The sequence below is a fragment of the Rhodoplanes sp. P11 genome, from assembly GCF_964266735.1.
GTDB lineage: Bacteria > Pseudomonadota > Alphaproteobacteria > Rhizobiales > Xanthobacteraceae > Rhodoplanes > Rhodoplanes serenus.
On record NZ_CAXWGY010000001.1, the window covers coordinates 642,726 to 665,610 of the forward strand.

21 protein-coding genes and 1 riboswitch are annotated in these 22,885 nt (G+C 71.8%); of the genes, 12 read left to right on the top strand and 9 right to left on the bottom strand.

The window, feature by feature from the left end; genetic code table 11:
• Nucleotides 1-191 precede the first annotated feature (191 nt).
• The 6 genes from ACFQUV_RS02910 (at nucleotide 192) to ACFQUV_RS02935 (ending at nucleotide 6,545) form a co-directional block, all read left to right on the top strand.
• Nucleotides 192-1,397 carry an NAD(P)/FAD-dependent oxidoreductase gene (locus ACFQUV_RS02910; protein ID WP_129607700.1) on the top strand — a complete coding sequence of 402 codons (1,206 nt, stop codon included), beginning with the start codon at nucleotides 192-194 and terminating at the stop codon, nucleotides 1,395-1,397.
• 96 nt (nucleotides 1,398-1,493) lie between these two features.
• Complete coding sequence (locus tag ACFQUV_RS02915; protein ID WP_129607699.1) at nucleotides 1,494-2,282, top strand: hypothetical protein; 789 nt, start codon at nucleotides 1,494-1,496, stop codon at nucleotides 2,280-2,282.
• A gap of 33 nt (nucleotides 2,283-2,315) precedes the next feature.
• On the top strand, nucleotides 2,316-3,104 hold the full coding sequence (locus tag ACFQUV_RS02920) for a GntR family transcriptional regulator (RefSeq protein WP_129607698.1): 789 nt from the start codon (nucleotides 2,316-2,318) through the stop codon (nucleotides 3,102-3,104).
• Nucleotides 3,105-3,200: 96 nt separating this feature from the next.
• A complete protein-coding gene (locus tag ACFQUV_RS02925) occupies nucleotides 3,201-4,169 on the top strand; it encodes a tripartite tricarboxylate transporter substrate binding protein (protein ID WP_129607697.1) in 969 nt (322 codons plus the stop codon).
• Between the two features lie 285 nt (nucleotides 4,170-4,454).
• Complete coding sequence (locus ACFQUV_RS02930) at nucleotides 4,455-5,486, top strand: tripartite tricarboxylate transporter substrate binding protein (protein ID WP_129607696.1); 1,032 nt, start codon at nucleotides 4,455-4,457, stop codon at nucleotides 5,484-5,486.
• Nucleotides 5,487-5,501: 15 nt separating this feature from the next.
• On the top strand, nucleotides 5,502-6,545 hold the full coding sequence (locus ACFQUV_RS02935) for a tRNA-dihydrouridine synthase (protein WP_129607695.1): 1,044 nt from the start codon (nucleotides 5,502-5,504) through the stop codon (nucleotides 6,543-6,545).
• A gap of 14 nt (nucleotides 6,546-6,559) precedes the next feature.
• Here the strand turns inward: ACFQUV_RS02935 and ACFQUV_RS02940 are convergent, their stop codons facing one another.
• Both ACFQUV_RS02940 and ACFQUV_RS02945 read right to left on the bottom strand, forming a co-directional pair.
• Nucleotides 6,560-7,462: an IclR family transcriptional regulator gene (locus tag ACFQUV_RS02940; RefSeq protein WP_165363765.1), complete on the bottom strand. Its 903-nt coding sequence runs from the start codon at nucleotides 7,460-7,462 to the stop codon at nucleotides 6,560-6,562.
• Between the two features lie 124 nt (nucleotides 7,463-7,586).
• Nucleotides 7,587-8,963 (bottom strand): MFS transporter, encoded by a 1,377-nt coding sequence (locus ACFQUV_RS02945; protein ID WP_129607693.1) that lies wholly within the window; start codon nucleotides 8,961-8,963, stop codon nucleotides 7,587-7,589.
• Nucleotides 8,964-9,561: 598 nt separating this feature from the next.
• Between ACFQUV_RS02945 and ACFQUV_RS02950 the strand changes: the two genes are divergently transcribed.
• The 3 genes from ACFQUV_RS02950 (at nucleotide 9,562) to ACFQUV_RS02960 (ending at nucleotide 12,239) form a co-directional block, all read left to right on the top strand.
• Nucleotides 9,562-10,305, top strand: a complete 744-nt coding sequence (locus tag ACFQUV_RS02950) for an HpcH/HpaI aldolase/citrate lyase family protein (protein ID WP_207211358.1) — start codon at nucleotides 9,562-9,564, stop codon at nucleotides 10,303-10,305.
• 57 nt (nucleotides 10,306-10,362) lie between these two features.
• The gene (locus tag ACFQUV_RS02955; RefSeq protein WP_129607692.1) at nucleotides 10,363-11,199 is read left to right on the top strand and encodes a hypothetical protein; all 837 of its coding nucleotides are present in this window, start codon (nucleotides 10,363-10,365) and stop codon (nucleotides 11,197-11,199) included.
• Between the two features lie 65 nt (nucleotides 11,200-11,264).
• Entirely contained in the window at nucleotides 11,265-12,239 is a 975-nt protein-coding gene (locus tag ACFQUV_RS02960) for a DUF6282 family protein (RefSeq protein WP_129607691.1), read from the top strand.
• Nucleotides 12,240-12,398: 159 nt separating this feature from the next.
• Here the strand turns inward: ACFQUV_RS02960 and cbiB are convergent, their stop codons facing one another.
• Nucleotides 12,399-13,379, bottom strand: a complete 981-nt coding sequence (cbiB, locus tag ACFQUV_RS02965; RefSeq protein ID WP_129607690.1) for an adenosylcobinamide-phosphate synthase CbiB — start codon at nucleotides 13,377-13,379, stop codon at nucleotides 12,399-12,401.
• Nucleotides 13,380-13,522: 143 nt separating this feature from the next.
• Nucleotides 13,523-13,735: riboswitch (cobalamin riboswitch) on the top strand.
• Nucleotides 13,736-13,845: 110 nt separating this feature from the next.
• On the opposite strand from cbiB, the gene ACFQUV_RS02970 reads away from it, so the two are divergent.
• Genes ACFQUV_RS02970 through ACFQUV_RS02980 form a run of 3 tightly spaced genes read left to right on the top strand, consistent with a single transcriptional unit; the run spans nucleotide 13,846 to nucleotide 16,507 of the window.
• Complete coding sequence (locus ACFQUV_RS02970; RefSeq protein ID WP_129607714.1) at nucleotides 13,846-14,859, top strand: iron ABC transporter permease; 1,014 nt, start codon at nucleotides 13,846-13,848, stop codon at nucleotides 14,857-14,859.
• Nucleotides 14,856-15,638 carry an ABC transporter ATP-binding protein gene (locus tag ACFQUV_RS02975; RefSeq protein WP_129607689.1) on the top strand — a complete coding sequence of 261 codons (783 nt, stop codon included), beginning with the start codon at nucleotides 14,856-14,858 and terminating at the stop codon, nucleotides 15,636-15,638. The genes ACFQUV_RS02970 and ACFQUV_RS02975 overlap by 4 nt, the downstream gene beginning before the upstream one ends.
• Nucleotides 15,623-16,507 carry an ABC transporter substrate-binding protein gene (locus ACFQUV_RS02980; RefSeq protein ID WP_371851659.1) on the top strand — a complete coding sequence of 295 codons (885 nt, stop codon included), beginning with the start codon at nucleotides 15,623-15,625 and terminating at the stop codon, nucleotides 16,505-16,507. The genes ACFQUV_RS02975 and ACFQUV_RS02980 overlap by 16 nt, the downstream gene beginning before the upstream one ends.
• Before the next feature lie 33 nt (nucleotides 16,508-16,540).
• On the opposite strand, the gene ACFQUV_RS02985 is transcribed toward ACFQUV_RS02980, so the two are convergent.
• The 6 genes from ACFQUV_RS02985 to ACFQUV_RS03010 are packed head-to-tail and all read right to left on the bottom strand — an operon-like array spanning nucleotide 16,541 to nucleotide 22,483.
• Nucleotides 16,541-16,942 carry a Na+/H+ antiporter subunit G gene (locus ACFQUV_RS02985; protein ID WP_129607688.1) on the bottom strand — a complete coding sequence of 134 codons (402 nt, stop codon included), beginning with the start codon at nucleotides 16,940-16,942 and terminating at the stop codon, nucleotides 16,541-16,543.
• A gap of 7 nt (nucleotides 16,943-16,949) precedes the next feature.
• On the bottom strand, nucleotides 16,950-17,219 hold the full coding sequence (locus ACFQUV_RS02990) for a K+/H+ antiporter subunit F (protein ID WP_111384921.1): 270 nt from the start codon (nucleotides 17,217-17,219) through the stop codon (nucleotides 16,950-16,952).
• Complete coding sequence (locus ACFQUV_RS02995) at nucleotides 17,216-17,704, bottom strand: Na+/H+ antiporter subunit E (RefSeq protein ID WP_129607687.1); 489 nt, start codon at nucleotides 17,702-17,704, stop codon at nucleotides 17,216-17,218. The genes ACFQUV_RS02990 and ACFQUV_RS02995 overlap by 4 nt, the downstream gene beginning before the upstream one ends.
• The gene (locus tag ACFQUV_RS03000; RefSeq protein WP_378394130.1) at nucleotides 17,701-19,257 is read right to left on the bottom strand and encodes a monovalent cation/H+ antiporter subunit D; all 1,557 of its coding nucleotides are present in this window, start codon (nucleotides 19,255-19,257) and stop codon (nucleotides 17,701-17,703) included. Before ACFQUV_RS03000 ends, ACFQUV_RS02995 begins: the two co-directional genes overlap by 4 nt.
• Nucleotides 19,254-19,625 (bottom strand): Na+/H+ antiporter subunit C, encoded by a 372-nt coding sequence (locus ACFQUV_RS03005; RefSeq protein WP_111384924.1) that lies wholly within the window; start codon nucleotides 19,623-19,625, stop codon nucleotides 19,254-19,256. The genes ACFQUV_RS03000 and ACFQUV_RS03005 overlap by 4 nt, the downstream gene beginning before the upstream one ends.
• A 2-nt stretch (nucleotides 19,626-19,627) precedes the next feature.
• Nucleotides 19,628-22,483, bottom strand: coding sequence for a monovalent cation/H+ antiporter subunit A (locus ACFQUV_RS03010; protein ID WP_129607685.1), 2,856 nt, complete (start codon nucleotides 22,481-22,483; stop codon nucleotides 19,628-19,630).
• Between the last annotated feature and the right edge of the window lie 402 nt (nucleotides 22,484-22,885).

Genomic DNA, 22,885 nt, shown 5'->3' on the forward strand with positions numbered 1-22,885 from the left:
CCGCGCGCTCGCGCCTCCACGGCGATTGCGGGCGGCTCCGTGTGCGGCCGCCGGCCTGTCTGGTCGCCGCCCGATCGAGGCGCGGAGTGTCACGGTGCCGCTCCGTGCCGTTGCATCGCGCGGCTTTGACGGGCCGGAGCAGTTGTCTTATCTTTAATACAACAACAAAACGCAGGGGATCGGGGGGAAGCATGTCGGGCGAGACTGCCTGCGAGGTGGTGATCTCCGGCGGCGGGCCGGTGGGGCTCTGCACGGCGCTGCTGCTGGCGCGCGCCGGGATCTCGGTCGCGCTGTTCGAGGCCGAGGCCGGCATCGCCGAGGACCTTCGGGCCTCCACGTTCCATCCGCCGACTCTCGACATGCTGGAGCCGCTCGGCATCACGGCGGTGCTGCTCGATCAGGGCCTGATCTGCCCGCACTGGCAGATCAGGCTGCATCCGGCCGGCGATCGGGCGGTCTTCGACCTGTCGGTGCTGGCCGGGCATACAAGGCATCCCTACCGGCTCCAGGTCGAGCAATGGAAGCTGTCGCGGGTGCTGCATGCGGCCCTGGCGAAGGAGCCGACCGCGCGGATCTCCTTCGGCACCACGGTGGTCGGAGTGCGGCAGGACCACGATGGCGTCGTCACCGAGATCGAGCGGGCCGGCACGCGCGCGACGGTGCGGTCGCGGTTCGCGGTCGGCGCCGACGGGTCGCGCAGCGCAGTGCGCAAGGCCATCGGCATGCCGTTCGAGGGCGAGACCTATCCGGAGACGACGCTGCTGGTCACCACCCGGTTCCCGTTCGAGGATCATCTCGAAGGGCTGTCGAACGTGACCTACTGCTGGAAGCAGGGCGGCAATTTCAGCTTGCTGAAGGTGCCGGGACGGTGGCGGGTGTCGATCTATCCGCGCGAGGACCTGACTCCGGAGGAGCAGCTCGCCGACGCGCTGATCCAGGCCAGCATGAACGACATCGTGCCGCGCCGCGAGCCCTGGGAACTCGGCGAGATGCGCGCCTATCGGGTCCATCAGCGCATCGTCCCGGCTTATTGCCGGGGGCGCGTGGCGCTCGCTGGAGACGCCGCCCACCTCAACAGCCCGTCGGGCGGCATGGGGCTCAACGGTGGCCTGCACGATGCATTCGAGCTCGCCGGCGCGCTGGTGGACATGCTGCGGCGCGGCGCACCCGTCGAGCGGCTGTCGCTCTACGACCGCCGCCGGCGGCCGGTCGCGCGCGATCAGATCATCGCTCAGGCGGACCGCAACCGCGCCCGCATGCGCGAGAAGGACCACGACAAGCGCGCCGGCATGCTGGCCGAGCTGAAGGCGATCTGTGCGGATCGCGAGCGGCTCCGGTCCTATCTGCTGACGTCGTCGATGATCGACGGGCTGCGGCAGGCTGCGGCCATCACCTGATCCGCCGGCGGGCGGCTTGACGGGCCTGGATCAACTTGTACCATTCATAATACAATTCGATCGCGGCGCCGGCTCGCCGGCTTTCGGAGAGACGGCATGCGGGTCGAATATGCGCCGAAGGGCCTCATTGGTGTGTTGACACCGCAAGCCAACACGACCGTCGAGCCCGAATACGCCATCCTCACGCCGCCCGGCTATGCCTGGATCAATGCGCGGCTGGTCAGCTCCTGCGCCACCATCGAGGAGCGTCTGACCGACTACTACACCAACGCGCGCCGCTATGCGCCGCAGTTCGCCAACGCACCGATCGACTGCGTGTCCTTCGCCTGCACCGGCACATCCTACCTGTCGGGGAAGGAGGAGGAGGAACGGGCGCTCGCCGATGTCGGCCGGTTGCTGAACGTACCGGCGATGAGTGCCGCCACCGCGGTGTGCCAGGCGCTCGGCGCGCTCGGCGCCAAGCGGATCGGCCTGGTGTCGCCCTATCCGGAGGGCGAGGCGCTCGACAGGGCGTGCGCACCGTACTGGACGTCGTGCGGGTTCGAGATCGGCGCCAAGATCAGCGCCAAAACCAGCGCTAAGACCAGCGCGTCGCGTGCGGGCGAGAGCTTCCATCCGATCTACAGCCTGCCGGGAGAGGCCGCCGCGCAGGCGCTCGCCGCAGTGGGGACTGCCAAGGTCGACGCCATCGTGATGCTCGGCACCGGCATGCCGACGCTGGCGGCAATCGCGCGCTCGCCCTATCACGACGGCATCCCGGTGTTCTCCTGCATGTTCGCGCTGGTGTGGGCCAATATCGTGGCGATCGATCGTCGCGAGCCCACGTCGGATGATTTTCATACATGGCTCCGGGGGCGCTGGTGGCGCGACCGCATGGGCGTCTGACACGGGCGTTGTGGTGGATCGAGCACGAGGCCGATGGCAGGAGCGGAACTCTCCAAGACACGGCAGGTCTATCTGGCCCTGCGTGACCGGATCGCCAGAGGCGTGTTCGCCCGCGACGGCGGGCTGCCGGGCGAGCAGACGCTGGCGGTCGAGTTCGGCGTGTCGCGGGTGACGCTGCGGCGGGCGCTCGCCGCGCTGGAGGACGAGGGCCTGATCTGCCGCCGCCGCGGCGCCGGCACGTTCCTCACCGAGCGCGGCAGGCCGGGGCCGATCCGGGTCGACATGGCGGATTTCATGTCTCAGCTCGTCGCCATGGGGCAGACGACCGAGGTCAAGCTGCTGGAGTTCGGCTATGCTCCGGCGCTGCCGGAGGTGAGCGAGGCGCTCGGCCTTGCGGACGGCGCGCTGGTGCAGCGATCGGTGCGCACCCGCCGCATCGCTCGGGCGCCCTTCTCGTATCTGATCACCTGCGTGCCGGAGAGCATCGGCCGGACCTTCACGCGCAAGGAGCTGGCCGCTCAGCCCCTGCTGACACTGCTGGAGCGGGCGGGTGTCGCCGCCGACCATGCGACCCAGGACATCTCGGCCGAGCTCGCGACTCCCGAGGTGGCCCGGGTGCTCGGCGTCGAGGTCGGCTCGCCCCTGATCGCCATGGTGCGCACCGTCTTCGACGACAGCGGCCGCGGCATCGAGCATCTGCGCGCCCTCTACCGGCCGGATCGTTACTCCGTCCGCATGACCATGGTGCGCCGGGGCCAACCGAGCGATCGCCGCTGGGAGCCGGTGCGGCAGCGCGTGATGGTGCTGGAGGATCTGGCGTGACCGGAAAGCTCGCGGGACCTGCGCGGGACGGCGCGTGTTCGCGGACCGCTCCCTTCGTCGAAGCACTCTGCTGACCGACACACACGGAAGGTGATCATGATCAAGCTCGGGCGGCTCGCGGCGGCACTCGTCTGTCTCGCCACACTCGGCTCCGCGGTGGCCGCGCAGAGCTTCCCCGAGCGTCCGGTGCGGATCATCGTGCCGTTTCCGCCGGGCGGCGCGACCGACGTCGCCGGCCGCATCATCGCCGAGCGGCTGTCGAAGGTCTGGGGTCAGCCCGTCGTGGTCGAGAACCGCAGCGGCGCCAGTGGCGTCATCGGCACCGACATGGTGGCGCGCGCCAAGCCGGATGGCCACACGATTCTGGTCGGCACCTTCGCGGCCAACGTGATGGCGCATCTGGTGCAGCCGAACGTGCCGTATGGACGCGACGCCTTCGCGCCCGTCATCCTGCTCACCTCGGCGCCCAACATGCTGCTGGCGAACAGCAACCTGCCGGTGAAGACACTCGGCGAGCTGGTCGCCTATGCCAAGGCCAATCCCGACAAGATCAGCTATGCGTCGTCGGGCACCGGCCTGTCCGGTCATCTCGGCGTCGAGCTGTTCGCCGATGCGGCCGGAATCAGCATGGTGCATGTGCCGTATCGCGGCAGCGCCCCGACCGGCCAGGCGATGGTGACCGGCGAGGTCGACATGACGCTCGCCCTCGTCGCTCAGGCGGTCCCGACCATCGCGATGAAGCCGGACATTCGCGCGCTCGCCATCGCGTCGGCGCAGCGCTCGCCCCAGTTTCCCGACGTGCCGACCTTCGCGGAACTCGGCTACCCCACCGTGCAGGTCTACGCCATTAATGGCCTGATGGTGCCCAAGGACACGCCGCGGCCGATCATCGACAAGATCTATCGGGATGCGCACGAGGCCCTCCAGGACCCGGAGCTGCGGGCCAAGATGCAGCAGGTGGGCGTCGATGTCGCAGGTTCCTCGCCCGAGGAGTTCGGCAAGCTGCTGGACGACGAGTTCGCCCGCTGGGAGCCACTGATCCGCAGCCGGAGGGTCAAGTTTTAGGCGCCGCACCGCGCGAGCTGCCGGGGAGCCGGGGCGCGCCGCCGCCGTCCCGTCCGATGCGTGGGGCGCAACCCGGCCCGACGGTTTGCCCGGGCGGTGGCGCGTGATACCGATAGGGCGTGCCGGCCGCCCGAGCGGCGCCGGCCGCAGCCCCTCGCATCCAGAGGAGACTCGACGTGTGCGTCCCGAGTGGCGCCGGCTCGTCTGTCGACGCGCCGGTGCGTCCGATCGCCCTCATGGCCCGGCCGCGGCCAGTCCGGTCCCGGCTCGTCCGGCCGCCCTGTCATGACTGACCGGCCGTCCGAGCCGCCGTCCGGCCGCGGCCTGCGGCCGGAGACGACGCGGCGCGCCGTGGTGGCCGGCGGTCTGGCGCTCGGCGCCGCCGCCGTGATCGGGGCCGCCGTGCGGGCGAGCGGCCCGACCGTCTGGCCCGACCGGCCGGTGCGGCTGATCGTGCCCTATCCGGCCGGCGGCTCGGTCGATCTGCTCACCCGCATCCTGGCCGAGAAGCTGGAGGCGCGGTTCGGCCAGCCCTTCGTGATCGAGAACAAGCCGGGTGCGGCCGGCAATATCGGGGTGGCGGCGCTGGCCGCGAGCCCGGCGGACGGCTACTCGGTGGCCGCCGCGACGGTCGGCCACTTCGCCATCAACCCGTTCATCGCCGCCCAGGCGGCGCCCGATCCGGAGCGCGACTTCGCGCCGGTGTCGCTGGTCTGGGAGCTGCCCAACGTCTTCGCGGTGCCGGGCCGGCTGCCGGTGGAGACGCTGGCCGATTTCGTCGGCTGGGCGAAGCGGCAGGGGCGGCTCGCCTTCGGCAGCTCCGGGGTCGGCACCTCGACTCACCTGTTCCCGACGCTGTTCGCCGCCCGCGCCGGGCTCGACGCGGCGCATGTGCCGTTCCGCGGTGCCGCCCAGACCATTCCGGCCATGCTGGCCGGCGACGTCGCCTTCACCATCGACAATCTCACCTCCTACATGTCCTACATCGAGGGGGGCCAGGTCCGCCCGCTGGCGGTGACGGGCACGCAGCGGTGGCCGGGGCTGCCCGACGTGCCCACCATGGCGGAGTGCGGGTGGCCGGATTTCGCCATGACGTCGTGGGCCGCCTTCGTGGTGCCGATGGGCACGCCGCCGGCGATCGTCGGCCGGCTCGCCGCGGCGCTGCGTGACATCGCGGCCGATCCGGCGGTGCGCGACCGCTTCGCGACCGTCGGCGCGCGGGCCTTGGCCTCGACGCCCGAGGAGGTCGCGGCGCGTGCCGCGCAGGAGCGGCCGATCTGGCGCGAGACGGTGCGGCTCGCCGGCCTCGCCGGCTGAGCGGGGAGGGGCGGAATGGCCAGCCACATGGGCACGACGATCGGCCGGGTGACGCTGAAGAACCCGGTCATCGCCGGCGCCGCCGAGCACCTGATCGATGCCGACGGGGTGCGGCGGGCGCTGGCCGCCGGGGCCGGCGCCGTGGTGGTGAAGTCGACCAACGAGTCGGAGGCGGCGCGCCGCCAGCTCCAGGCGGCCGAGTATCTGCTGCTCGACGCGGAGTGGCGGCCGCTGCCGTGGTCGAAGGACGCCCCCGCCGCCGCCATGCTGGCCTGTCGCTCGGGGCTGACGCCGCTGCCCTTCGCGGCGTGGCTGGAGCAGACCGCGAGGCTCGACCGCGAGGCGCGTGCCCACGACTCCTATGCGGTGGCGAGCCTGATCCTGGCCCGGCTGGAGCCCTGCGTCGCCATGGCGCGGCAGGTCGAGGAGGCCGGCATCCGCGTGCTGGAGCTGAACATCGGCACCCCCTATGCGAGCCAGGCGAAGGGCGCGGTGGCGACCGAGCTCGATCCGGCCCGGGTGGCCGAGATCGTCGCCGCCGTGCGGGCCGCGGTGTCGATCCCGCTGTGGGTGAAGATCAGCGGCCAGAGCGAGCGGGTGCCGGATCTCGCGGCGGCGGCCTTCGAGGCCGGCGGCGAGGCGGTGGTGATGGCGGGCCGCGCGCTCGGGCTCGTTCCCGACGTCGAGACCTTCGCGCCGATGCTCGACACCATGCTGGGTTTCGGTGGCGCCTGGAACCTGCCGCTCACCTGCCGGTGGCTCGCCGAGTCCCGCAGCCGGCTCGGCCCAGACAGGCCGCTGATCGGCACCAACGGGGCGCAGAGCGGCCTCGACGTCGCCCGCATGATGCTGGCCGGCGCGTGTGCGGTCGAGATGGCGTCGGCCGTGATGGTGCGCGGGTTCTCGGTGCTCGCCGCGGCGGTCGCCGAGCTCGACGAGTATCTCGCCCGCAAGGGCGTGACGGCGCGCGACCTGATCGGCCGCGCCGCCGACCGCCGCAAGACCTTCGCGGATCTGCCGCCGCGTCCCGACGGCTGGCGCCGCCACATCCCGTCCTGAGCGCCGTGGTGCGCTCAGCCGCCGCCGCGCGGGCGGCCGCGGCGGCGTGGCGGCGGCTCCTCGGGGCCCGGCTGGAGCCGGCGATAGGCGAGGCCGTTGAGCGATTCCGACAGCATGCGGGCGTGGCGGTGCAGCACCTCGAGCTGGCGCGGATCGGGATCGCCGGGCACGCTGCGGCTCAGGCCGATGATCGAGAACACCCCGGCGATCTCGTCGCCGTCGCGCAGGATCGGCACCGACAGGGTGTTGACGCCCTCGATGATCTCGGAGTCGGCCGTATCCCACATGCGCTCGCGGATCGCCGCGAGCCGCTCGCGCAGCAGCACCTTGTCGGTGATGGTGTAGGGGGTGAGCCGCAGGAGCTCGCGCGACAGCGCGCGATCGACGAGGTCGGGTGCCGAGAAGGCCAGCACCACCCGGCCCTGGGCGGCGGCGTGCGGCAGCGGCCGGTTGCCGGGCTTGATCGAGATGAACACCCGCGCATGGATGTTGTCGGCGACGCTGATCACCTGGGTCTCCCAGCCGACCGGCACGGCGAGCAGCGCGGTCTCGCGCGTCTCGTCGCGGATGGCGGTGAGGTGGGGAGCGGCGATCTCGCGCAGATTGAACTGCTCGGCCACCGACTCGCCGAGCTGCATCAGCTTCCAGCCGAGCCGGTAGCGTTCGGTGCCGCCGTCCTGCTCGATGACGCCGAGCTGGCGCAGCGTGGTCAGGTGGCGGTGCACCTTCGCCTTGGTCTCGTCGAGCGCGGTGGCGATCTCGGTGAGGCGCAGCGGCCGGCCGGCGGCGGCGAGCTCGTCGAGAATGCGAAACGAGGTGGCGACCGACTGCACCGAGAACTCGTCGGCCTCGGTCGGCCGCGCCGGTGCACCGCCCTGCGGGGCCGGGCCTTCATGTCTCGCGGAGTCGTTGGTCATCGGGTTCTCGGCGCGGCTGTCGCGGTGTCGCCGGGCCGGGCCGGCGCCGCTGCGGCGGAGGCACGCCCGGGGGCGTGCCTCGCGATCGAACCCGTCTTGTAGGTCGGCCGGCAAGTCGGAGCAATCAGAGCGTCGAGGCGACCGGGCCCGGCTGCTCGGCGGGCTCGGCCGAGGTGGCGGCGGAGCCGGCATTCTGCCGCAGCTTGGGGATGATCAGCATGACCAGCCCGCCGATCACCATCATGGCCGCCATGGCATAGAGGCCGAACTCGACCTGGCGGGTGAGCTGCTTCACCCAGCCGAGAATGAACGGCATGGTGTAGCCGCCGAGATTGCCGATGGTCGCCATCAGGGCGATGCCGGCGGCAGCCGCCGCGCCGGTCAGGATGGTGGCGGGCAAGGCCCACATCACCGCGAGGCCGGCGAGGGCGCCCGACACCGCGACCGACAGGCCGAACAGCGAGATGTAGGGATTGTGGCCGAACATGCCGCTGAGCACCAGGCCGGCGGCACCGACGAACGCACAGATCGCGGTGTGCCACTTGCGCTCGGCGTGACGGTCGGAGTGCTTGCCGACGACGATCATGGCGATGCTGCCGGCGGTGAACGGGATGGCGGTCAGGAGACCGTTGATCAGCAGGTTGTTGACGCCGAGATCCTTGACGATCTGCGGCATCCAGAACGACAGCCCGTAGGTGCCGCCGAGCAGCGAGAAGTTGGTGATGGCGAGCAGCCAGACATTGACGTCCTTGATGGCGTCGAGGAAGCGGTGGCCGTAGCCGGCCGCCTTCTTCTGAAGGTCCTCGGCGACCAGCGCATCGACCACCAGGCGGCGCTCGTCGTCGTTCAGCCACTTCGCCTTGGCGGGGCCGTCGTCGAGATAGAAGAACGCCACGATGCCGCCGATGGTGGCCGGCAGTCCTTCGATGAGGAACATCCACTGCCAGCCGTGCAGGCCCTGCACGCCCGAGAAGGTGTGCATGATCCAGCCCGACAGCGGGCCGCCGATGACGCCCGAGAAGGCGATGCCGAGAAAGAAGATGGCGCAGATCTGCGAGCGCAGCCGGGCCGGGAACCAGTAGGTGAGATACAGGATGATGCCCGGATAGAAGCCCGCCTCGGCGACGCCGAGCAGGAAGCGCATCACGTAGAACTGCGTCTCGGTGGTGACGAACATCATCCCGGCCGAGATCAGCCCCCACACGATCATGATGCGGGCGATCCAGATCTTGGCGCCGAAGCGTTGCAGCGCGAGATTGCTCGGGATCTCGCAGACGCAGTAGCCGAGGAAGAACACGCCCGCCCCGAACCCGAACGCCGCGTCGCTGAGGCCGATGTCGACCGACATCTGGAGCTTGGCGAAGCCGACGTTCACCCGGTCGAGGAACGAGATGACGTAGAGCACCAGCAGGAACGGCAGCAGGCGCGCCGCGATCCTGTTGTAGACGCGCCATTGCGGCTCCTGGTTGGCCGCGAAGTTCGAGCGTGGCAGGTAGATCATCCGGACCTCCCCGGGTCGGTGTCGGTGTCACGTCGGCCGGTCTCGGGACGATCGGCCGGGCCCGGTCGGGTGACCGGAGCGATGTGGGCCGGGTGCGGACGGCCGGGGCCGGACGGCCGCGCCCGCGAGCGCCGACGGGGGCGGCGCGTGGCGAAAGCGGGGTGCGCGAGAGCGGGCGCACCCGCCAGGTGTCGTAGGCGTGATCATCTTTGGTCACGCTATACGAGACAATTTTTTGTTCTGAGATATTCCTAGAGCCCGTTTGTCGGTACCGTCAAGCGGCTCGCTGCCGCGCGGCGGCCATGAGCGAGGCTGCTCTCCTAATGGAGATCCGGCGGCGTGGGCAGGGTCCGGAGCCTTTCGCCCCACCGATGGAGATCAGTTAAATCTCGGAGTAAGAATAGAAAATACGTTTCCTCGGGAACCGTGGCGGAGCCCGGACGACGGCGGGCGAATTCCGCTCTGTACCGGCGAGACAGATTGCGGCTCCGCATTCTCACGTATATCTTACAGCAGAAAAAATTATCGTAATACGGACCAAGGCGGTCGCCCAAGGTGGCCGCCTCCTTCGTCCTCCTTACACCTGCCGAGGACCACCATGCCCTTGACCCTGCCGACGATGCCGCGCGACGGCCTGCGGATCGGCACCTTCGTGAAGACCGCGTCGCCGCAGGTCGTCGAGATCCTCGGCCTGAGCCGACTCGACTTCGCGGTAATCGACGCCGAGCACGCGCCGTTCGACCGGACGACGCTCGACCTGATGATGATGGCGAGCTGCGCGGTCGGCCTGCCGCTCGCGGTCCGCATCCCGGAGGTGCGGTCCGCGACCGTGCTCTCGACGCTCGACATCGGCGCCGCCGGCCTGCTCGTCCCGCATGTGGACACGCCGGCGATCGCCCGCGACGTCGTGGCGATGACACGCCATCGCGGCGGCGTCCGCGGCTTCTCCGGCTCGCCGCGCTTCGCCCGCTACGGCACCCTGTCGATGACGCAGTCGCTCGATGCCGGCGCCGGCGCCTTCGTGATGTGCCAGATCGAGAGCGCCGAGGCGGTGGCGAACGCCGCCGCCATCGCGGCGGTCGACGGCGTCGACGGCCTGTTCATCGGCTATGCCGACCTCGCCCTCTCGATGGGGCTGGAGAGCCCGCAGGCGCCCGCCGTGACCGAGGCGGCCGAGAAGGTGATCGCCATCGGCCGCGCCGCCGGCAAGACGGTCGGCATGTTCGTCGCCAACGCGGCCGAGCGCGATCGCTTCGCGGCGCGTGGTGTCGAATGGATCGTCCTCGGCTCCGACCAGAGCCTGCTGCGCCAGGCCGCCGATGCCCTGGTGCCCACGTCCTGATCACGCCGCGCCTGCCTGGTGCGGGCGCCGCCGTCCATCCTCTTGCGGAGATCCCCGATGTCCACCGGAAACCGCCCGCTGCCGCCCGTGCTGGCCCGCTTCTACGACACGCCGCCGAGCGAGACGGCACCGGGTGTCGAGACCTGGATCTGCCGCGGCGCCAACTTCGTCGTGACGGTCTCCAAAGTGGCGGAAGGCGCCGTGCTGACCCGGCAGAACCCCGACGAATACGTGCTGCTGGCCAACGATCTCGCCGCCACCGTCACGGCCGGCACCGAGACCGTCGAGGCGGCGCCCGACACCCTCACCATCGTGCCGCCCGGCGACAGCCGGGTCGTGGCGCGGCGCGCCGGCACGCTCGCCCGCATCTTCTCGGCCGAGGCCGCCGATCTCGCGGCGCGCGCCGTCAACGCGGCCGATTACGCGGCCGGCGCCCCGCTGGTCGCTCCGCTCGGCCGCGGCCCGGCCCCGAAGGACGGCTATCGGCTGCGCAACTACGTGCTCGCCGATCACGTCACCGACGGCTCGTTCCTGCGCGTCTTCCGCACCGCCAACCTGATGGTCAATCCGCTGGTGCCGTGGACGGCGCCGCGCAATGTCCACAAGCTCAGCCCGCATTCGCACGCCGACTTCGAGCAGGCGTCGCTGGCGCTGGAGAGCACCTGGGTTCACCATCTGCGCACGCCGTGGACGCCCGACATGGACGACTGGGTGGACGATCTGCACGCCGAGATCGGCAGCCCGTCCGTTACCGTGATCCCGCCGACCGTGATCCACACCAGCCGCAACATCGCGCCCATGGGCCGCCTCGTCGACGTGTTCGCGCCGCCGCGGCTCGACTTCCTCCGCCAGGGCGTGGTGCGCAACGCCGACGACTATCCGATGCCGGCCTGAGGGCGCGGCTTCGCCGCGCTGCACGGCCCGGCCGCGTCGCGCGGCGATGAACCAGAGAGACCAGCATGACCAGCACCGCCACCCCCTTGGTCGACGAGGCGCGCATCGCGCGGCTGCTCGTCGGCGCCATCGATCCGCATGTCCATTCCGGCCCGTCGATCGCGCCGCGCGGCCTCGACCATCTGGCGCTGGTGCGGCAGATGTCGGAGGCCGGCTTCGCCGCGGTGATCACCAAGGACCACGACTATGCGGGCGTCGCCACCGCGGCGCTGATCACGGCCAACTTCCCCGAGCTGCGGACCCGCATCTACTCGGGCATCGCCCTCAACAACGTGGTCGGCGGCCTCAATCCGTGGGCGGTCGAGCACACCGCCGCGATGGGCGGCAAGGTAGTGTTCATGCCGACGCTGGCGGCCGAGCATCACCTGCGCTGGGAGAAGACCTCGTCCTGGGTGCATCCGGCCTCGACCCAGAAGGTGCGGCCGGCGGTCGGCGTGCCGGTGCTCGATCCCGACGGCACCGTGCGCGACGACACCAAGGCGATCCTCGACATCGTCGCCAAGACCGGGATGGTGCTGGCGAGCGGCCACCTGCATATCCGCGAGACCTGGGTGGTGTTCGAGGAGGCGAAGCGCCGCGGCGTCTCCCGCCTGGTGCTGACCCATCCGGAGGACATCGTGGAGGCGACGCTCGACGACGTGCGCGGCCTGGTGCGACTCGGCGCCCATGTCGAGCACTCGCTGTGCATGTTCCTCGAAGGCTCGAAGTTCAAGACGCGCAGCGCCGAGGACCTGCGGGCGCTGATCGACGCGGCCGGCGTCGACCGCACCATCCTGTGCTCCGATCTGGGTCAGACCGGCGTGTTCTCGCCGCTCGAAGGATTCCGCCGCGGGGTCCGGCTCTGCCTCGATCTCGGCTACGACGACGCGGCGATCCGGGCGATGGTGTCGACCAATGCGGCGCGCGTCTTCGGCCTCGAGGCCGACGTCGCCGCGGTGACGGGCGCTCTCTCGGCGCCGGCTCAGACTGTTTCCGGGTGATTAGTTCGCCGTCGTTCCGGGGCGCGGGCGACCAGCCCGCGAACCCGGAACCCAGCGAAACACGTCATCGCGCGGCAGACTCTGGACTCTCGGCTGGATTCCGGACAGCCGCTTCGCCGCTTCCGGAATGACCATCCAACGGATCAGCCGGATCTCGTATCAGACGACGAGCAGCAGCGCCGCCGCGGCGACGAGCGCGACAGCACCCGTGTAGGCCACCCGGTAGAGCCGCAGCGCCCGGACGATGTCGTCGGCGGTCGCCTCGGCGCGGCCGTCGCCCATCCAGGCGGCGTCGACGCCGATGCCGCCATAGATCCGCGGACCGGCGAGCCGCAGGCCCAGCGCCCCCGCCATGGCGGCCTCCGGCCAGCCGGCATTGGGCGAGGTGTGGCGGCGGGCGTCACGCCGCATCGCCCGCCAGGCCCCGGCCGCCGAGGCGCCCGGCACCACCGCGGCGGCGGCGACCAGCATCAGCCCGGTCAGCCGCGACGCCGGCAGGTTGACGAGGTCGTCGAGGCGCGCCGCCGCGAAGCCGAAGGCGCGGTGGCGCGGCGTCTTGTGGCCGATCATGCTGTCGGCCGTGTTGACCGCCTTGTAGGCCAGCATGCCGGGCAGGCCGCCGACCAGGAACCAGAAGGCCGGCGCGGTGACGCCGTCGGAGGCGTTCTCGGCCAGGCTCTCGATGGCGGCGCGGGCGACGCTGGCGGCGTCGAGGGTGGCGGGATCGCGGCCGACGATGCGGGCGACCGCGCGGCGACCCCCGGCGAGGCCGTCCTGGTCGAGCGCCCGGGCGACCGCGGCGACATGGCGATCGAGGCTGCCGGTGGCGATCAGGCTGGTCGCGGCGAGCACCGCCAGCACGGCGCCGAGCGGTGCCGTCGCCACCGCGATCGCCTCGATCACCAGCCCGGCCGCGATCGCCAGCCCGAGCAGCAGGACCACGGTGGCGACGCCGGCGGCCCGCCGCCTCGCGTCCGCGATGTCGGGGCGGTTGAGCCGCCGATCGAGGGTGGCGATCACGGCGCCGAGCCACGTCACCGGATGGCCGATCGCCCGGAACAGCGGGTCCGGATAGGCGACCGCCGCCTCCAGGCAGGCGGCGACGACGAGGACGAGGCTGCGGTCGGCGAAGTCGAGCATCGGGATTGGCTGCGGGCTCGGTCGGTTGCGTCGCCCGCGCGGCGGCCCGGCCGCGACGGAATCACCGCCATCATACCGCGCCGGCTGCGGATTCCAGGGGCGGCCGGGCCGGCTCGCGTCCTTGTGCGGCCGCGGCCCGCATGGTTATATGGCTCGTCGCCGGTGCCTCTCGACCGAGAGGTGAAACGGGAACGCGGTGCGGGCTCGTCCTTTGGACTGCGCCCAAGTCCGCGGCTGCCCCCGCAACTGTGAGCGGAGCCTATCGTCCCGATGCCACTGGTCCCCACCCCGGGGGCCGGGAAGGCGGACGACCCGATCCGCGAGCCAGGAGACCGGCCGGCGACGGCAGGCCCGCGCGTCCGCTCGCGCTCCACGCCTGCCCGGTTTTGCGCTCGTTCGACGGCGGGTCGACGGAGGAAGCGTCTTGGACGGCACCGATGCGGCAACGACGGCCGGCACCACCGGGGTGCGGCTGCGCGTCCTCGAACGGCTTCCGGTGCTGCTGCTGGGCAGCCTGGTCGTCCTCCTGCTGCTGCTGTCGCTCGGCATCGGCCCGGTGAGAGTGTCGCCCGGCGCCGTGCTGGCGGCGCTCGCCGGCGGCGGCACCGAGGAGACCCGCATCATCGTCCAGGAGATCCGGCTGCCGCGGGCCATCCTGGCGGCCGCGGTGGGCGCCTCGCTCGGCCTGTCGGGAGCGGCGCTCCAGGGGCTGTTGCGCAACCCGCTGGCGGCGCCCGAGCTGTTCGGCGCCCCGCAGGCGGCGGCGCTGGGCGCCGTGCTGGTGATCGCCACCGGGCTTGCCGACGTCCTGTCCTTCGTGCTGCCGATCGCCGCCATCGCGGCCGCCTTCGTGTCGGTCTTCGCCCTGCTCGTGGTCGCCGGCCGCAACGCCTCGCTGCTGCTCCTCATCCTGTCCGGTCTCGCGCTGTCGAGCCTCGCCGGCGCCGGCACGGCGCTGACCATGAATCTGGCGCCCAATCCGTTCGCGGCCCTGGAGATCTCGTTCTGGCTGCTGGGCTCGCTGGAGGATCGCAGCCTGCGCCATGTGGTGCTGGCCCTGCCGTTCATCGTGGCGGGCGCCGCCGTGCTGGCGTCGCAGCGCCACGCCTTCCGGCCACTCGGCCTCGGCGAGGAGGCGGCGGCGAGCCTCGGGGTCGACGTCGCCCGCACCCGTCTCCTCGTCATTCTCGGGGTGGCGCTCGGCGTCGGCGGCTCGGTCGCGGTGTCCGGCACCATCGGCTTCATCGGGCTGATCGGGCCGCATCTGGTGCGGCCGCTGGTCGGCTACGATCCGGCGCGGCTGATGCTGCCGAGCGCCCTGGGCGGCGCCGCGCTGCTGTTGTCCGCCGACATCGCGGTGCGGCTGCTGCCGGCCACCACCAGCGTCCGGGTCGGCGTGCTGACGGCGCTGATCGGCGTCCCCTTCTTCCTGTGGCTGATCATGCGGGAGCGCCGCGCCCTCGGGGGCGGGCTCGGATGAGCGCCGCACCCTATCTGGTCGCCGACGGTCTGCGGGTCGCCCTCGGCGGCCGCCCGGTGGTTCACGACGTCTCGCTGGCGCTGCCGCGCGGCCACCTCGCGGCGCTGGTCGGTCCCAACGGGGCCGGCAAGACCTCGCTGCTCCGGGCACTAGCCGGGCTGGTGCCGGCGCAGGGCCGGGTGATGCTCGGCGGCGACGACATGGGCGGGCTCTCGGCCCGCGAGCGCGCCCGCCGCTTCGCCTATCTGCCGCAGGGCCATGTGGTGCACTGGCCGCTGCCGGTGCGCGACATCGTGGCGCTCGGCCGCTATCCGCACGGCGCCACCGATCCGGCCCGGCTCGGCCGCCGCGACGCCGAGGCGGTCGACCGCGCCATGCGGGCCGCCGACGTGGTCGCCTTCGCGGACCGTCGCGTCACGGCGCTGTCGGGCGGCGAGCGCAGCCGCGTCGCGCTCGCCCGCATGCTCGCCGTCGAGGCGCCGGTGGTGCTCGCCGACGAGCCGGTGGCGTCGCTCGACCCCTATCACCAGATCGAGGTGCTGGCGCTGCTCCAGCGCACCGCCCGCGCCGGCGCCGTGGTGATCGTCGTCACCCACGACCTCGGCCTGGCGGCACGCTTCGCCGACCGCGTGCTGGTGCTGGAGGCGGGCCGCCTGGTGGGCGACGACGTGCCCGGCGTGGCGCTCGGCCCGGCGCCGCTCGCCGAGGTGTTCCGGGTCGGTGCCTACCGCAGCGGCCACGAGGGCCAGCCGGTGATCGTGCCGTGGTCGGCGGTCTGATCGACCGCCTGGTGGCTGCTGCGGCGACGATTCTCACGGTCGCCGCCCTGATCGCGCCGGCGGCCGTGCTGGCCGCCGAGCCGGCTTCGGAGCCGGCCGCCGCGCCGCGCCGCATCGCCTCGCTCAACCTGTGCACCGATCAGCTGCTGCTGTCGCTCGCCGACCCGGAGCAGATCATCGGGCTCAGTCCTTATGCGCGGGACCCGACGCTGTCCTGGGCGGCGGCCGACGCGGCGCGTCACCCGCTTCTGTCGGGCGGCGCCGAGGATGTCATGGTGCTGAAGCCCGACCTCGTGGTCGCCGGCCGCTTCGAGCGCCGCGCCACCCGCGAGATGCTGGCGCGCCGCGGCCTGCGGGTGGTCGACTTCGACATCGTCCGCTCGATCGAGGAGGCCAAGCAGCAGATCACCCGCATGGGCGCGCTGGTCGGCCATCCGGAGCGGGCGGCGGCCCGCAACGCCGCGATCGACGCGGCGCTCGCCCGTGCCCGGACAGCGGCGTCGCGCTCCGGCCTGCGGGTGCTCGCGGTGTCGCGGCGGGGCTGGGTGCCGGGCGCCGACAGCTTGATCAGCTCGCTCTTGGCTGCCGTCGGCCTCGTCAATGCGGCGGCCGAGCTCGGCTTCGCGGCGGGCGGCTTCGCCTCGCTGGAGGAGATCGTCGCCACCCGCCCCGATCTGGTGCTGGTCGCCGCGGCGGCTCCGGTGGCCGAGGATCAGGGCCAGGCGTTCCTGCTGCATCCGGCGCTCGATCGCCTCTATCCGCCGGAGCGCCGCCTCGTCGTTCCCGAGATGCTGACGGTGTGCGGCGGGCCGATGCTGGCCGAGGCGCTCGACCGGCTGACCGCCGCACTCGGCCGGGTGGAGCGCTGAGGCGGAGCGCCGAGGCCGAGCGCCGAGGCGCCGTCAGGGGGCCGGCGGCATCTCGCCGGTGCGCGGCGTCTCCGGGTCGACCGGCGCGGGCGCCAGCGTCGCCCAGCCGGTGCCGGGGAGCGAGGGGAGCTGCTGTTGCAGGGCGGGGTGGCGCAGCATGTGGGCCTTAGCGATCATGTGGGCCGTCACCGGCGCGGTGAGGAACAGGAACACGGCGATCAGCAGCTCGTGCACCGAGAGCGACCCGGTGGCCGCCGTGAAGGCGATCATCGAGGCGACGAGCGTCGCCCCGATGCCGAGCGTCGTCGCCTTGGTGGGAGCGTGCAGGCGCCGCATCAGATCGGGCAGCTTGGCGAGCCCGAGCGAGCCGACCAGCAGGAAGAACGCCCCGATCACGATCAGGGCCGCCACCACGATCTCGACCACCGTCGCCATCACCGTCTCACTCGATCACGTTGCCGCGCAGCAGATACTTGCAGAACGCCACGGTGGACAGGAAGCCCACCATGGCGAACAGCAGCCCCGCCTCGAAATAGACCGGCGACGCGAACCAGATGCCGGCCACCACCACGAGCGCGATGGCATTGATCACCAGCGTGTCGAGCGCCAGCACGCGGTCGAGCACGTCGGGCCCGGCCGCCAGCCGGTACAGGTTGAGCAGCGCCGCGGCGCTGATCGCCACGATGGCGATCATGCAGGCGGTCTCGATCATGCGAAGATCTCCTTCAGGCGTCGCTCGTAGCGGTCCTTGATCTGGTGCACCACGGCGTCGGGGTCGTCGGCGTCGAGGCAGTGGACCAGGACGGCGCGGCCGTCCGCCGCGACATCGGCGCTGACCGTGCCGGGTGTCATCGTGATGGTGCCGGTCAGCACCGTGATGGCGGTCGGATGCGGCAGGTCGATCGGCACCGTGATCAGCACCGAGTGCAGCCGCGGGCCGGAGCGGAACAGCACCAGCCACGCCACCTGGACGTTGGACATCAGGATGTCCCAGGCCACCACCGCGATGTAGTCGACGATCCGCAGCGGCCGGCGGATCACCACCTGGTCGGGCCAGTAGCGGTTGCTGTAGTGGGGGATCGCCAGGCCGAGCACGGCGGCGAGCAGCACATGGCCGGGCGCCGCACTGTTGACCAGCGCCAGCCACACGATAGCGATCACGACGCTCAGAACCGGATGCGGAACGAGCCGCCTCATGGCTGCGCTCCCGGATCGACGGCGCCGGTGTCGCTCTGCAAGGTGGTCCGCATCGGGCGCACGGCGCTGCGGTACGCCTCGGTGTCGAGCACCTGCCGGGTGGTGGCGGCGAGCTCGTCGGTGACCGGGCCCGCGAAGGCGGCGAGCAGCGCCGTGGCGGCGACCAGCCCGGCGCACACCGCGATCGCCACGCCGATCGGGGTCGGCGGCCCCACCTGCGGGGCGGGACCCGGTACCGTCTTCCAGAACAGCGTGCTGCCGGCGCGGGCGAAGCCGACGATCACCACGAGGCTGGTGGCCAGCAGCATCGCCCAGATCCATGGCGCGGCCGGTGCCGTTCCGGTCGCCGCCAGCACCAGGAGCTTGCCGAGGAAGCCGGACAGTGGCGGCAGCCCGGTGACCGCGATGGCGGCGACGAAGAACAGCACCGCGAGGGAGCCCAGGCGCGGCAGCGCCGGTGCCGGCACGAGCTGGTCCGCATAGGAGCCACGGGCGCGGCCGACCAGGTCGGCGACCAGGAACAGGGCGGCGCCCGACAGCGTGCTGTGGATCAGGTAATAGAGCCCCGCCGCGATGCCACCGGCATCGAGCATGCCGAACGCCGCGGTGAGCGAGCCCATCGACCACACCACCGAGAAGCCGGCGAGCGCCACCAGGCTGCGGCTCGCCAGCACGCCGACCGCGCCGAGCGCCAGGCTCGCCAGCGCCACCGGCATCAGCCAGGGCGCGGCGAGATCCGAGAACGCACCGGCCTGCGGCCCGAACACCAGGGTGGAGAGGCGCAGGATCGCGTAGGCGCCCACCTTGGTCATCACCATGAACAGCGCCGCGACCGGACCGGGCGCCGCCCCATAGGAGCCCGGCAGCCACCAGTGCAGCGGCACCAGCGCCGCCTTGAGGGCGAACACCACGAGGAGCAGCAGCGCGCCGGTGCGCAGCAGTGCCGCGTCGGCGGTCGGCACCGTGGCGACCTTGGCGGCCAGATCCGCCATGTTGAGCGTGCCGGTGACGGCGTAGATGAGGCCGACCGCGAACAGGAACAGGGTCGAGCCGACGAGATTGACGGCGACGTAGCGCAGCCCCGCGTTGAGCCGGCGGGCGCCGCCGCCGTGCAGCAGCAGGCCGTAGGAGGCGATCAGCATCACCTCGAAGAAGACGAACAGGTTGAACACGTCGCCGGTCAGGAAGGCGCCGGCGAGCCCCATGAGCTGGAACTGGAACAGCGGGTGGAAGTGGCGGCCGCGGCGGTCCCAGCCGGCGAGCGCGTAGGCGAGCACGGCGGCGCCGAGCAGCGCGGTGACGAGCACCAGCGTCGCTGACAGCCGGTCGAGCACCAGGGTGATGCCGAAGGGGGCGGGCCAGTCGCCGAGATCGTAGGACAGCGGCGGGCCGCTGCGCGCGGTCGCGTAGAGGAGCGCGGCGACGACGACCAGCAGGCCGGTCGACACGGTCGAGACGATCCGCTGCGCGTCCAGGCGGTGGCGCAGCGCCAGCACCAGGAGCGCCGCCGTGAGGGCGGGCAGCACGATGGGAGCGACGATCAGCGCTCTCATGCCGGGCCTCCGGCGCGGTCAGCCCCCGGGGCCTCGGGCTCGTGCGGCGGGCCGCCGTCGAGGCGGTCGGAGCCGGTCTCCAGGAAGCCGCGCAGCGCCAGAACGACGATCAGGGCCGTCATCCCGAACGAGATGACGATGGCGGTGAGCACCAGTGCCTGCGGCAGCGGGTCGGTGTAGCCGGGCGCGGCCGGATCGACCAGCGGCGGCCGGTCGAGCGTCAGCCGCCCCATGGCGAACAGGAACAGGTTCACCGCGTAGGAGAGGAACGCGGTGCCGACGATCATCGGATAGCTGTGCCGGCGCAGCACCAGGTAGACGCCCGCCATGGTGAGGAAGCCGATCGAGGCGGCGATCAGGATCTCCATCGTCACGCCTCCCCGGCGCCGCTGCGCGCGGCGCCATTGTGCGCAGCAGTGCTGCTGCGGACGGCCGTGCCGCGCTCGACGCGCTGCTCCACCCGGGCGATGCGGGCGAGCGACAGCACCACGGTGCCGACCACGGTGAGGAACACGCCGGCATCGAACAGCATCGCGGTGGCGAGCTCGACGTCGCCGACGAGCGGCAGGTCGAGATGCCCGAACGCGCTGGTGAGGAACGGTCGGCCGAACAGGAGCGCGCCGAGGCCGGTGGCGCCGGCGAGCAGCACCCCGGCGCCGAGCAGCACATGGGCGTCGAAGCGGCGGCGGTCGGCCGCCCAGCCGTAGCCGCTGGCGATGTACTGCATGATCAGGGCGATCGCCACCACCAGGCCGGCGACGAAGCCACCGCCCGGCTGGTTGTGGCCGCGCAGGAAGATGTAGACGCCGACCGTCAGAGCGAGTGGTAGCAGCAAGCGGGTGACCACCACCAGCACCAGCGGATGCACGTCGGCGGCGAGCGGGCTGCGCCTGAGCTGATCGAGCCGGCGGGCCGCGGCGCCGCGCAGCGCGGTCTCCAGCATGGCGACGATGACGAGTGCGGCGATGCACAGCACGATGATCTCGCCGAAGGTGTCGAAGCCGCGGAAGTCGACCAGGGTGACGTTGACGACGTTGGTGCCGCCGCCGCCGGGCTTGGCCTGCGCGATGTGGAAGTCCGATATGGTGTCGGCGAGGTCGCGCGTCATCACCGCGTAGGCGAGGCCGGCGGTGCCGAGTCCCGCCGCGCCGGCGATCACCGCGTCGCGCAGCCGCCGCAACCGCCCGGTCTCCGGCGGGGTGCGCTTGGGCAGAAGATTCAGGGCGAGCAGCATCAGGATGGTGGTCACCACCTCGACGGTGATCTGGGTGAGGGCGAGATCCGGCGCCGACAGCTTGAGGAAGGCCAGCGACACCATCAGGCCGACCACGCCGGTGAGCACCAGGGTGAGCAACCGACGGCCATGCACCACGACCACCGCGAGGCTCGCGGCGGCGAGTGCCAGGAAGGCGACCAGGCTAGGCGGCCCCACCGGCAGCAGCGCCCGCGTGCCGGGCGCGTAGGTTCCCGACAGGAAGCCGGCGGTGCCCACCGCCACGGTGGTGGCGAGGATCACGGCGAGATAGCGCGGCAGCGACTCGGTGTGCAGCGCCCCGATGGTGGCGCGCGCCGCTGCCACGGTGGCGTCGATCCCGCGGTCGAACAGTGCCTTCGCATCCGGCGCGCCGATGCGCGCCCGCAGCCGGTCGAGCCCCGCCCAGATGGCGAGCAGCGCGACGCCGCCGACGAGCGCCGTCACGCTCATCAGCAGAGCCGGATTGACGCCGTGCCAGAGCGCGAGATCGACCGGGATGGCCGAGCCGGCCGCGATGGTCGAGCCGGCCGCGACCGCCACGAGGGGGCCGGCGAGAAGCTGTGGGGCGACGCCGATGGCGATCACCGGCACCACCAGCACGGCGACCGGCGCCCACATCGCGGCGGGCGGATCGTGCGCCGGTGTCGCCGCCGGCTCGCGCCGCCGGCCGAGAAACACGCCGAACCCATACCGCGCCGCATAGGCGACCGACAGCAGCGATGCGAGCGTGGCGCCCGCCGGCACCAGCCAGGGAAGGTCGGCCCAGCGCGTATCGTAGGCGGCGGCCAGCATCATCTCCTTGGAGACGAAGCCGTTGAGCAGCGGCACCCCGGCCATGGCGGCGGCGGCGACGAGCGACAACGCCGCCGTGACCGGCATCAGCCGCACGAGACCGCCGAGCCGGCGGATGTCGCGGGTGCCGGTCTCGTGGTCGACGATGCCGGCGCCCATGAACAGGGCCGCCTTGAAGGTCGCATGATTGAGGGTGTGGAACAGGCAGGCGACCGCCGCCTCCGGGGTGCCGAAGCCGAGCAGCATGGTCATCAGGCCGAGCTGGCTCACCGTCGAGTAGGCGAGGATCGCCTTCAGGTCGGTCTTGAACAGCGCGATCCAGGCGCCCACCAGCATGGTGACGAGGCCCGTCGTGCTGACGACGAGGAACCATGCCTCGGTGCCGGACAGCACCGGCCACAGGCGCGCCAGCAGGAACACGCCGGCCTTCACCATGGTGGCGGAGTGCAGGTAGGCCGACACCGGAGTCGGCGCCGCCATGGCGTGCGGCAGCCAGAAATGGAACGGGAACTGCGCCGACTTGGTGAAGGCGCCGCCGAGCACCAGCAGCAGGATCGGGATGTACAGCGGCGAGGCGCGCACGATGTCGCCGCGGGTGAGGATGACCGACAGCTCGTAGGAGCCGGCGGCTTGGCCCAGCAGCAGCATGCCGGCCATCAAGAGGAGCCCGCCGCCGCCGGTGACGATCAGCGCCATGCGGGCGCCCTGGCGACCTTCCGGAGCTTGGCTCCACCAGCCGATCAGCAGGAACGACGAGAGGCTGGTCAGCTCCCAGAAGACGACGAGCAGCAGCACGTTGTCGCTGATCACGATGCCCGTCATGGCGCCCTGGAACAGGAGCAGATAGGCGAAGAAGCGCCCGGCCGGCTCGCTGCGCGCCAAGTAGGAGCGGGCATAGACGATGATCAGCAGGCCGATGCCGAGGATCAGGCCGGCGAAGAACAGGCCGAGGCCGTCGAGCATGAAGCGGAACGACAGGCCGAGCTGCGGCACCCAGTCGGTGCCGGTCCGCACCGTCTCGCCCCGCAGAACGGCGGGCGCCGCCGCGGCCAGCACCGCGAGGGCCGCGAGCGTGACGCCGGCGGTGACGACGGTGCAGACATTGCGGCCGGCGCGCATCGCGAGCGGCGGCAGCAGGGCGCCGAGCAGTGGAACCAGAGCGATCAGGGCGAGCTGCATTCACGTCACCGGACGCACGGGCGGCGGGCGAGAGCGTGCGCGGCATCGGCCGGCGCCGCCTCCGCGACGCGGGCAACGACGTTCAGCGCGATAACGCAGTGGGTCCAAGCCATGCGGCTCAACGAGCAGAGCGAGCGGATCATCGGGGGGTGCAGGTCTGTTCGATGGGCTTTTGCGTCATGCGAAACGATATCGGCTCGGCTGCTCGGTGGGTCGTGACGTCGTCAGGGGACGTCGGCGGATCGGGTCGGCGGATCGGGGGCGGCGGATCGAGCGTCGGTCGATCGGGACGCCGCGTCGCGACGGTTGCCCACTCTTTATGGCGTGGTCAGGTCGAATGCGGAAGTCGTTTGCGACGATCGGTCCGACCTTTTCGTCCGGCCGCTTGACCGGGCCACGGGG

Excerpts from the sequence above, each read along its gene's own strand:
- ACFQUV_RS02910 (WP_129607700.1), top strand. The coding sequence starts at position 192 with ATGTCGGGCGAGACTGCCTGCGAGGTGGTGATCTCCGGCGGCGGGCCG.
- ACFQUV_RS02915 (WP_129607699.1), top strand. The coding sequence starts at position 1,494 with ATGCGGGTCGAATATGCGCCGAAGGGCCTCATTGGTGTGTTGACACCG.
- ACFQUV_RS02920 (WP_129607698.1), top strand. The coding sequence starts at position 2,316 with ATGGCAGGAGCGGAACTCTCCAAGACACGGCAGGTCTATCTGGCCCTG.
- ACFQUV_RS02925 (WP_129607697.1), top strand. The coding sequence starts at position 3,201 with ATGATCAAGCTCGGGCGGCTCGCGGCGGCACTCGTCTGTCTCGCCACA.
- ACFQUV_RS02930 (WP_129607696.1), top strand. The coding sequence starts at position 4,455 with ATGACTGACCGGCCGTCCGAGCCGCCGTCCGGCCGCGGCCTGCGGCCG.
- ACFQUV_RS02935 (WP_129607695.1), top strand. The coding sequence starts at position 5,502 with ATGGCCAGCCACATGGGCACGACGATCGGCCGGGTGACGCTGAAGAAC.
- ACFQUV_RS02940 (WP_165363765.1), bottom strand. The coding sequence starts at position 7,462 with ATGACCAACGACTCCGCGAGACATGAAGGCCCGGCCCCGCAGGGCGGT.
- ACFQUV_RS02945 (WP_129607693.1), bottom strand. The coding sequence starts at position 8,963 with ATGATCTACCTGCCACGCTCGAACTTCGCGGCCAACCAGGAGCCGCAA.
- ACFQUV_RS02950 (WP_207211358.1), top strand. The coding sequence starts at position 9,562 with ATGCCCTTGACCCTGCCGACGATGCCGCGCGACGGCCTGCGGATCGGC.
- ACFQUV_RS02955 (WP_129607692.1), top strand. The coding sequence starts at position 10,363 with ATGTCCACCGGAAACCGCCCGCTGCCGCCCGTGCTGGCCCGCTTCTAC.
- ACFQUV_RS02960 (WP_129607691.1), top strand. The coding sequence starts at position 11,265 with ATGACCAGCACCGCCACCCCCTTGGTCGACGAGGCGCGCATCGCGCGG.
- cbiB (WP_129607690.1), bottom strand. The coding sequence starts at position 13,379 with ATGCTCGACTTCGCCGACCGCAGCCTCGTCCTCGTCGTCGCCGCCTGC.
- ACFQUV_RS02975 (WP_129607689.1), top strand. The coding sequence starts at position 14,856 with ATGAGCGCCGCACCCTATCTGGTCGCCGACGGTCTGCGGGTCGCCCTC.
- ACFQUV_RS02985 (WP_129607688.1), bottom strand. The coding sequence starts at position 16,942 with ATGGCGACGGTGGTCGAGATCGTGGTGGCGGCCCTGATCGTGATCGGG.
- ACFQUV_RS02990 (WP_111384921.1), bottom strand. The coding sequence starts at position 17,219 with ATGATCGAGACCGCCTGCATGATCGCCATCGTGGCGATCAGCGCCGCG.
- ACFQUV_RS02995 (WP_129607687.1), bottom strand. The coding sequence starts at position 17,704 with ATGAGGCGGCTCGTTCCGCATCCGGTTCTGAGCGTCGTGATCGCTATC.
- ACFQUV_RS03000 (WP_378394130.1), bottom strand. The coding sequence starts at position 19,257 with ATGAGAGCGCTGATCGTCGCTCCCATCGTGCTGCCCGCCCTCACGGCG.
- ACFQUV_RS03005 (WP_111384924.1), bottom strand. The coding sequence starts at position 19,625 with ATGGAGATCCTGATCGCCGCCTCGATCGGCTTCCTCACCATGGCGGGC.
- ACFQUV_RS03010 (WP_129607685.1), bottom strand. The coding sequence starts at position 22,483 with ATGCAGCTCGCCCTGATCGCTCTGGTTCCACTGCTCGGCGCCCTGCTG.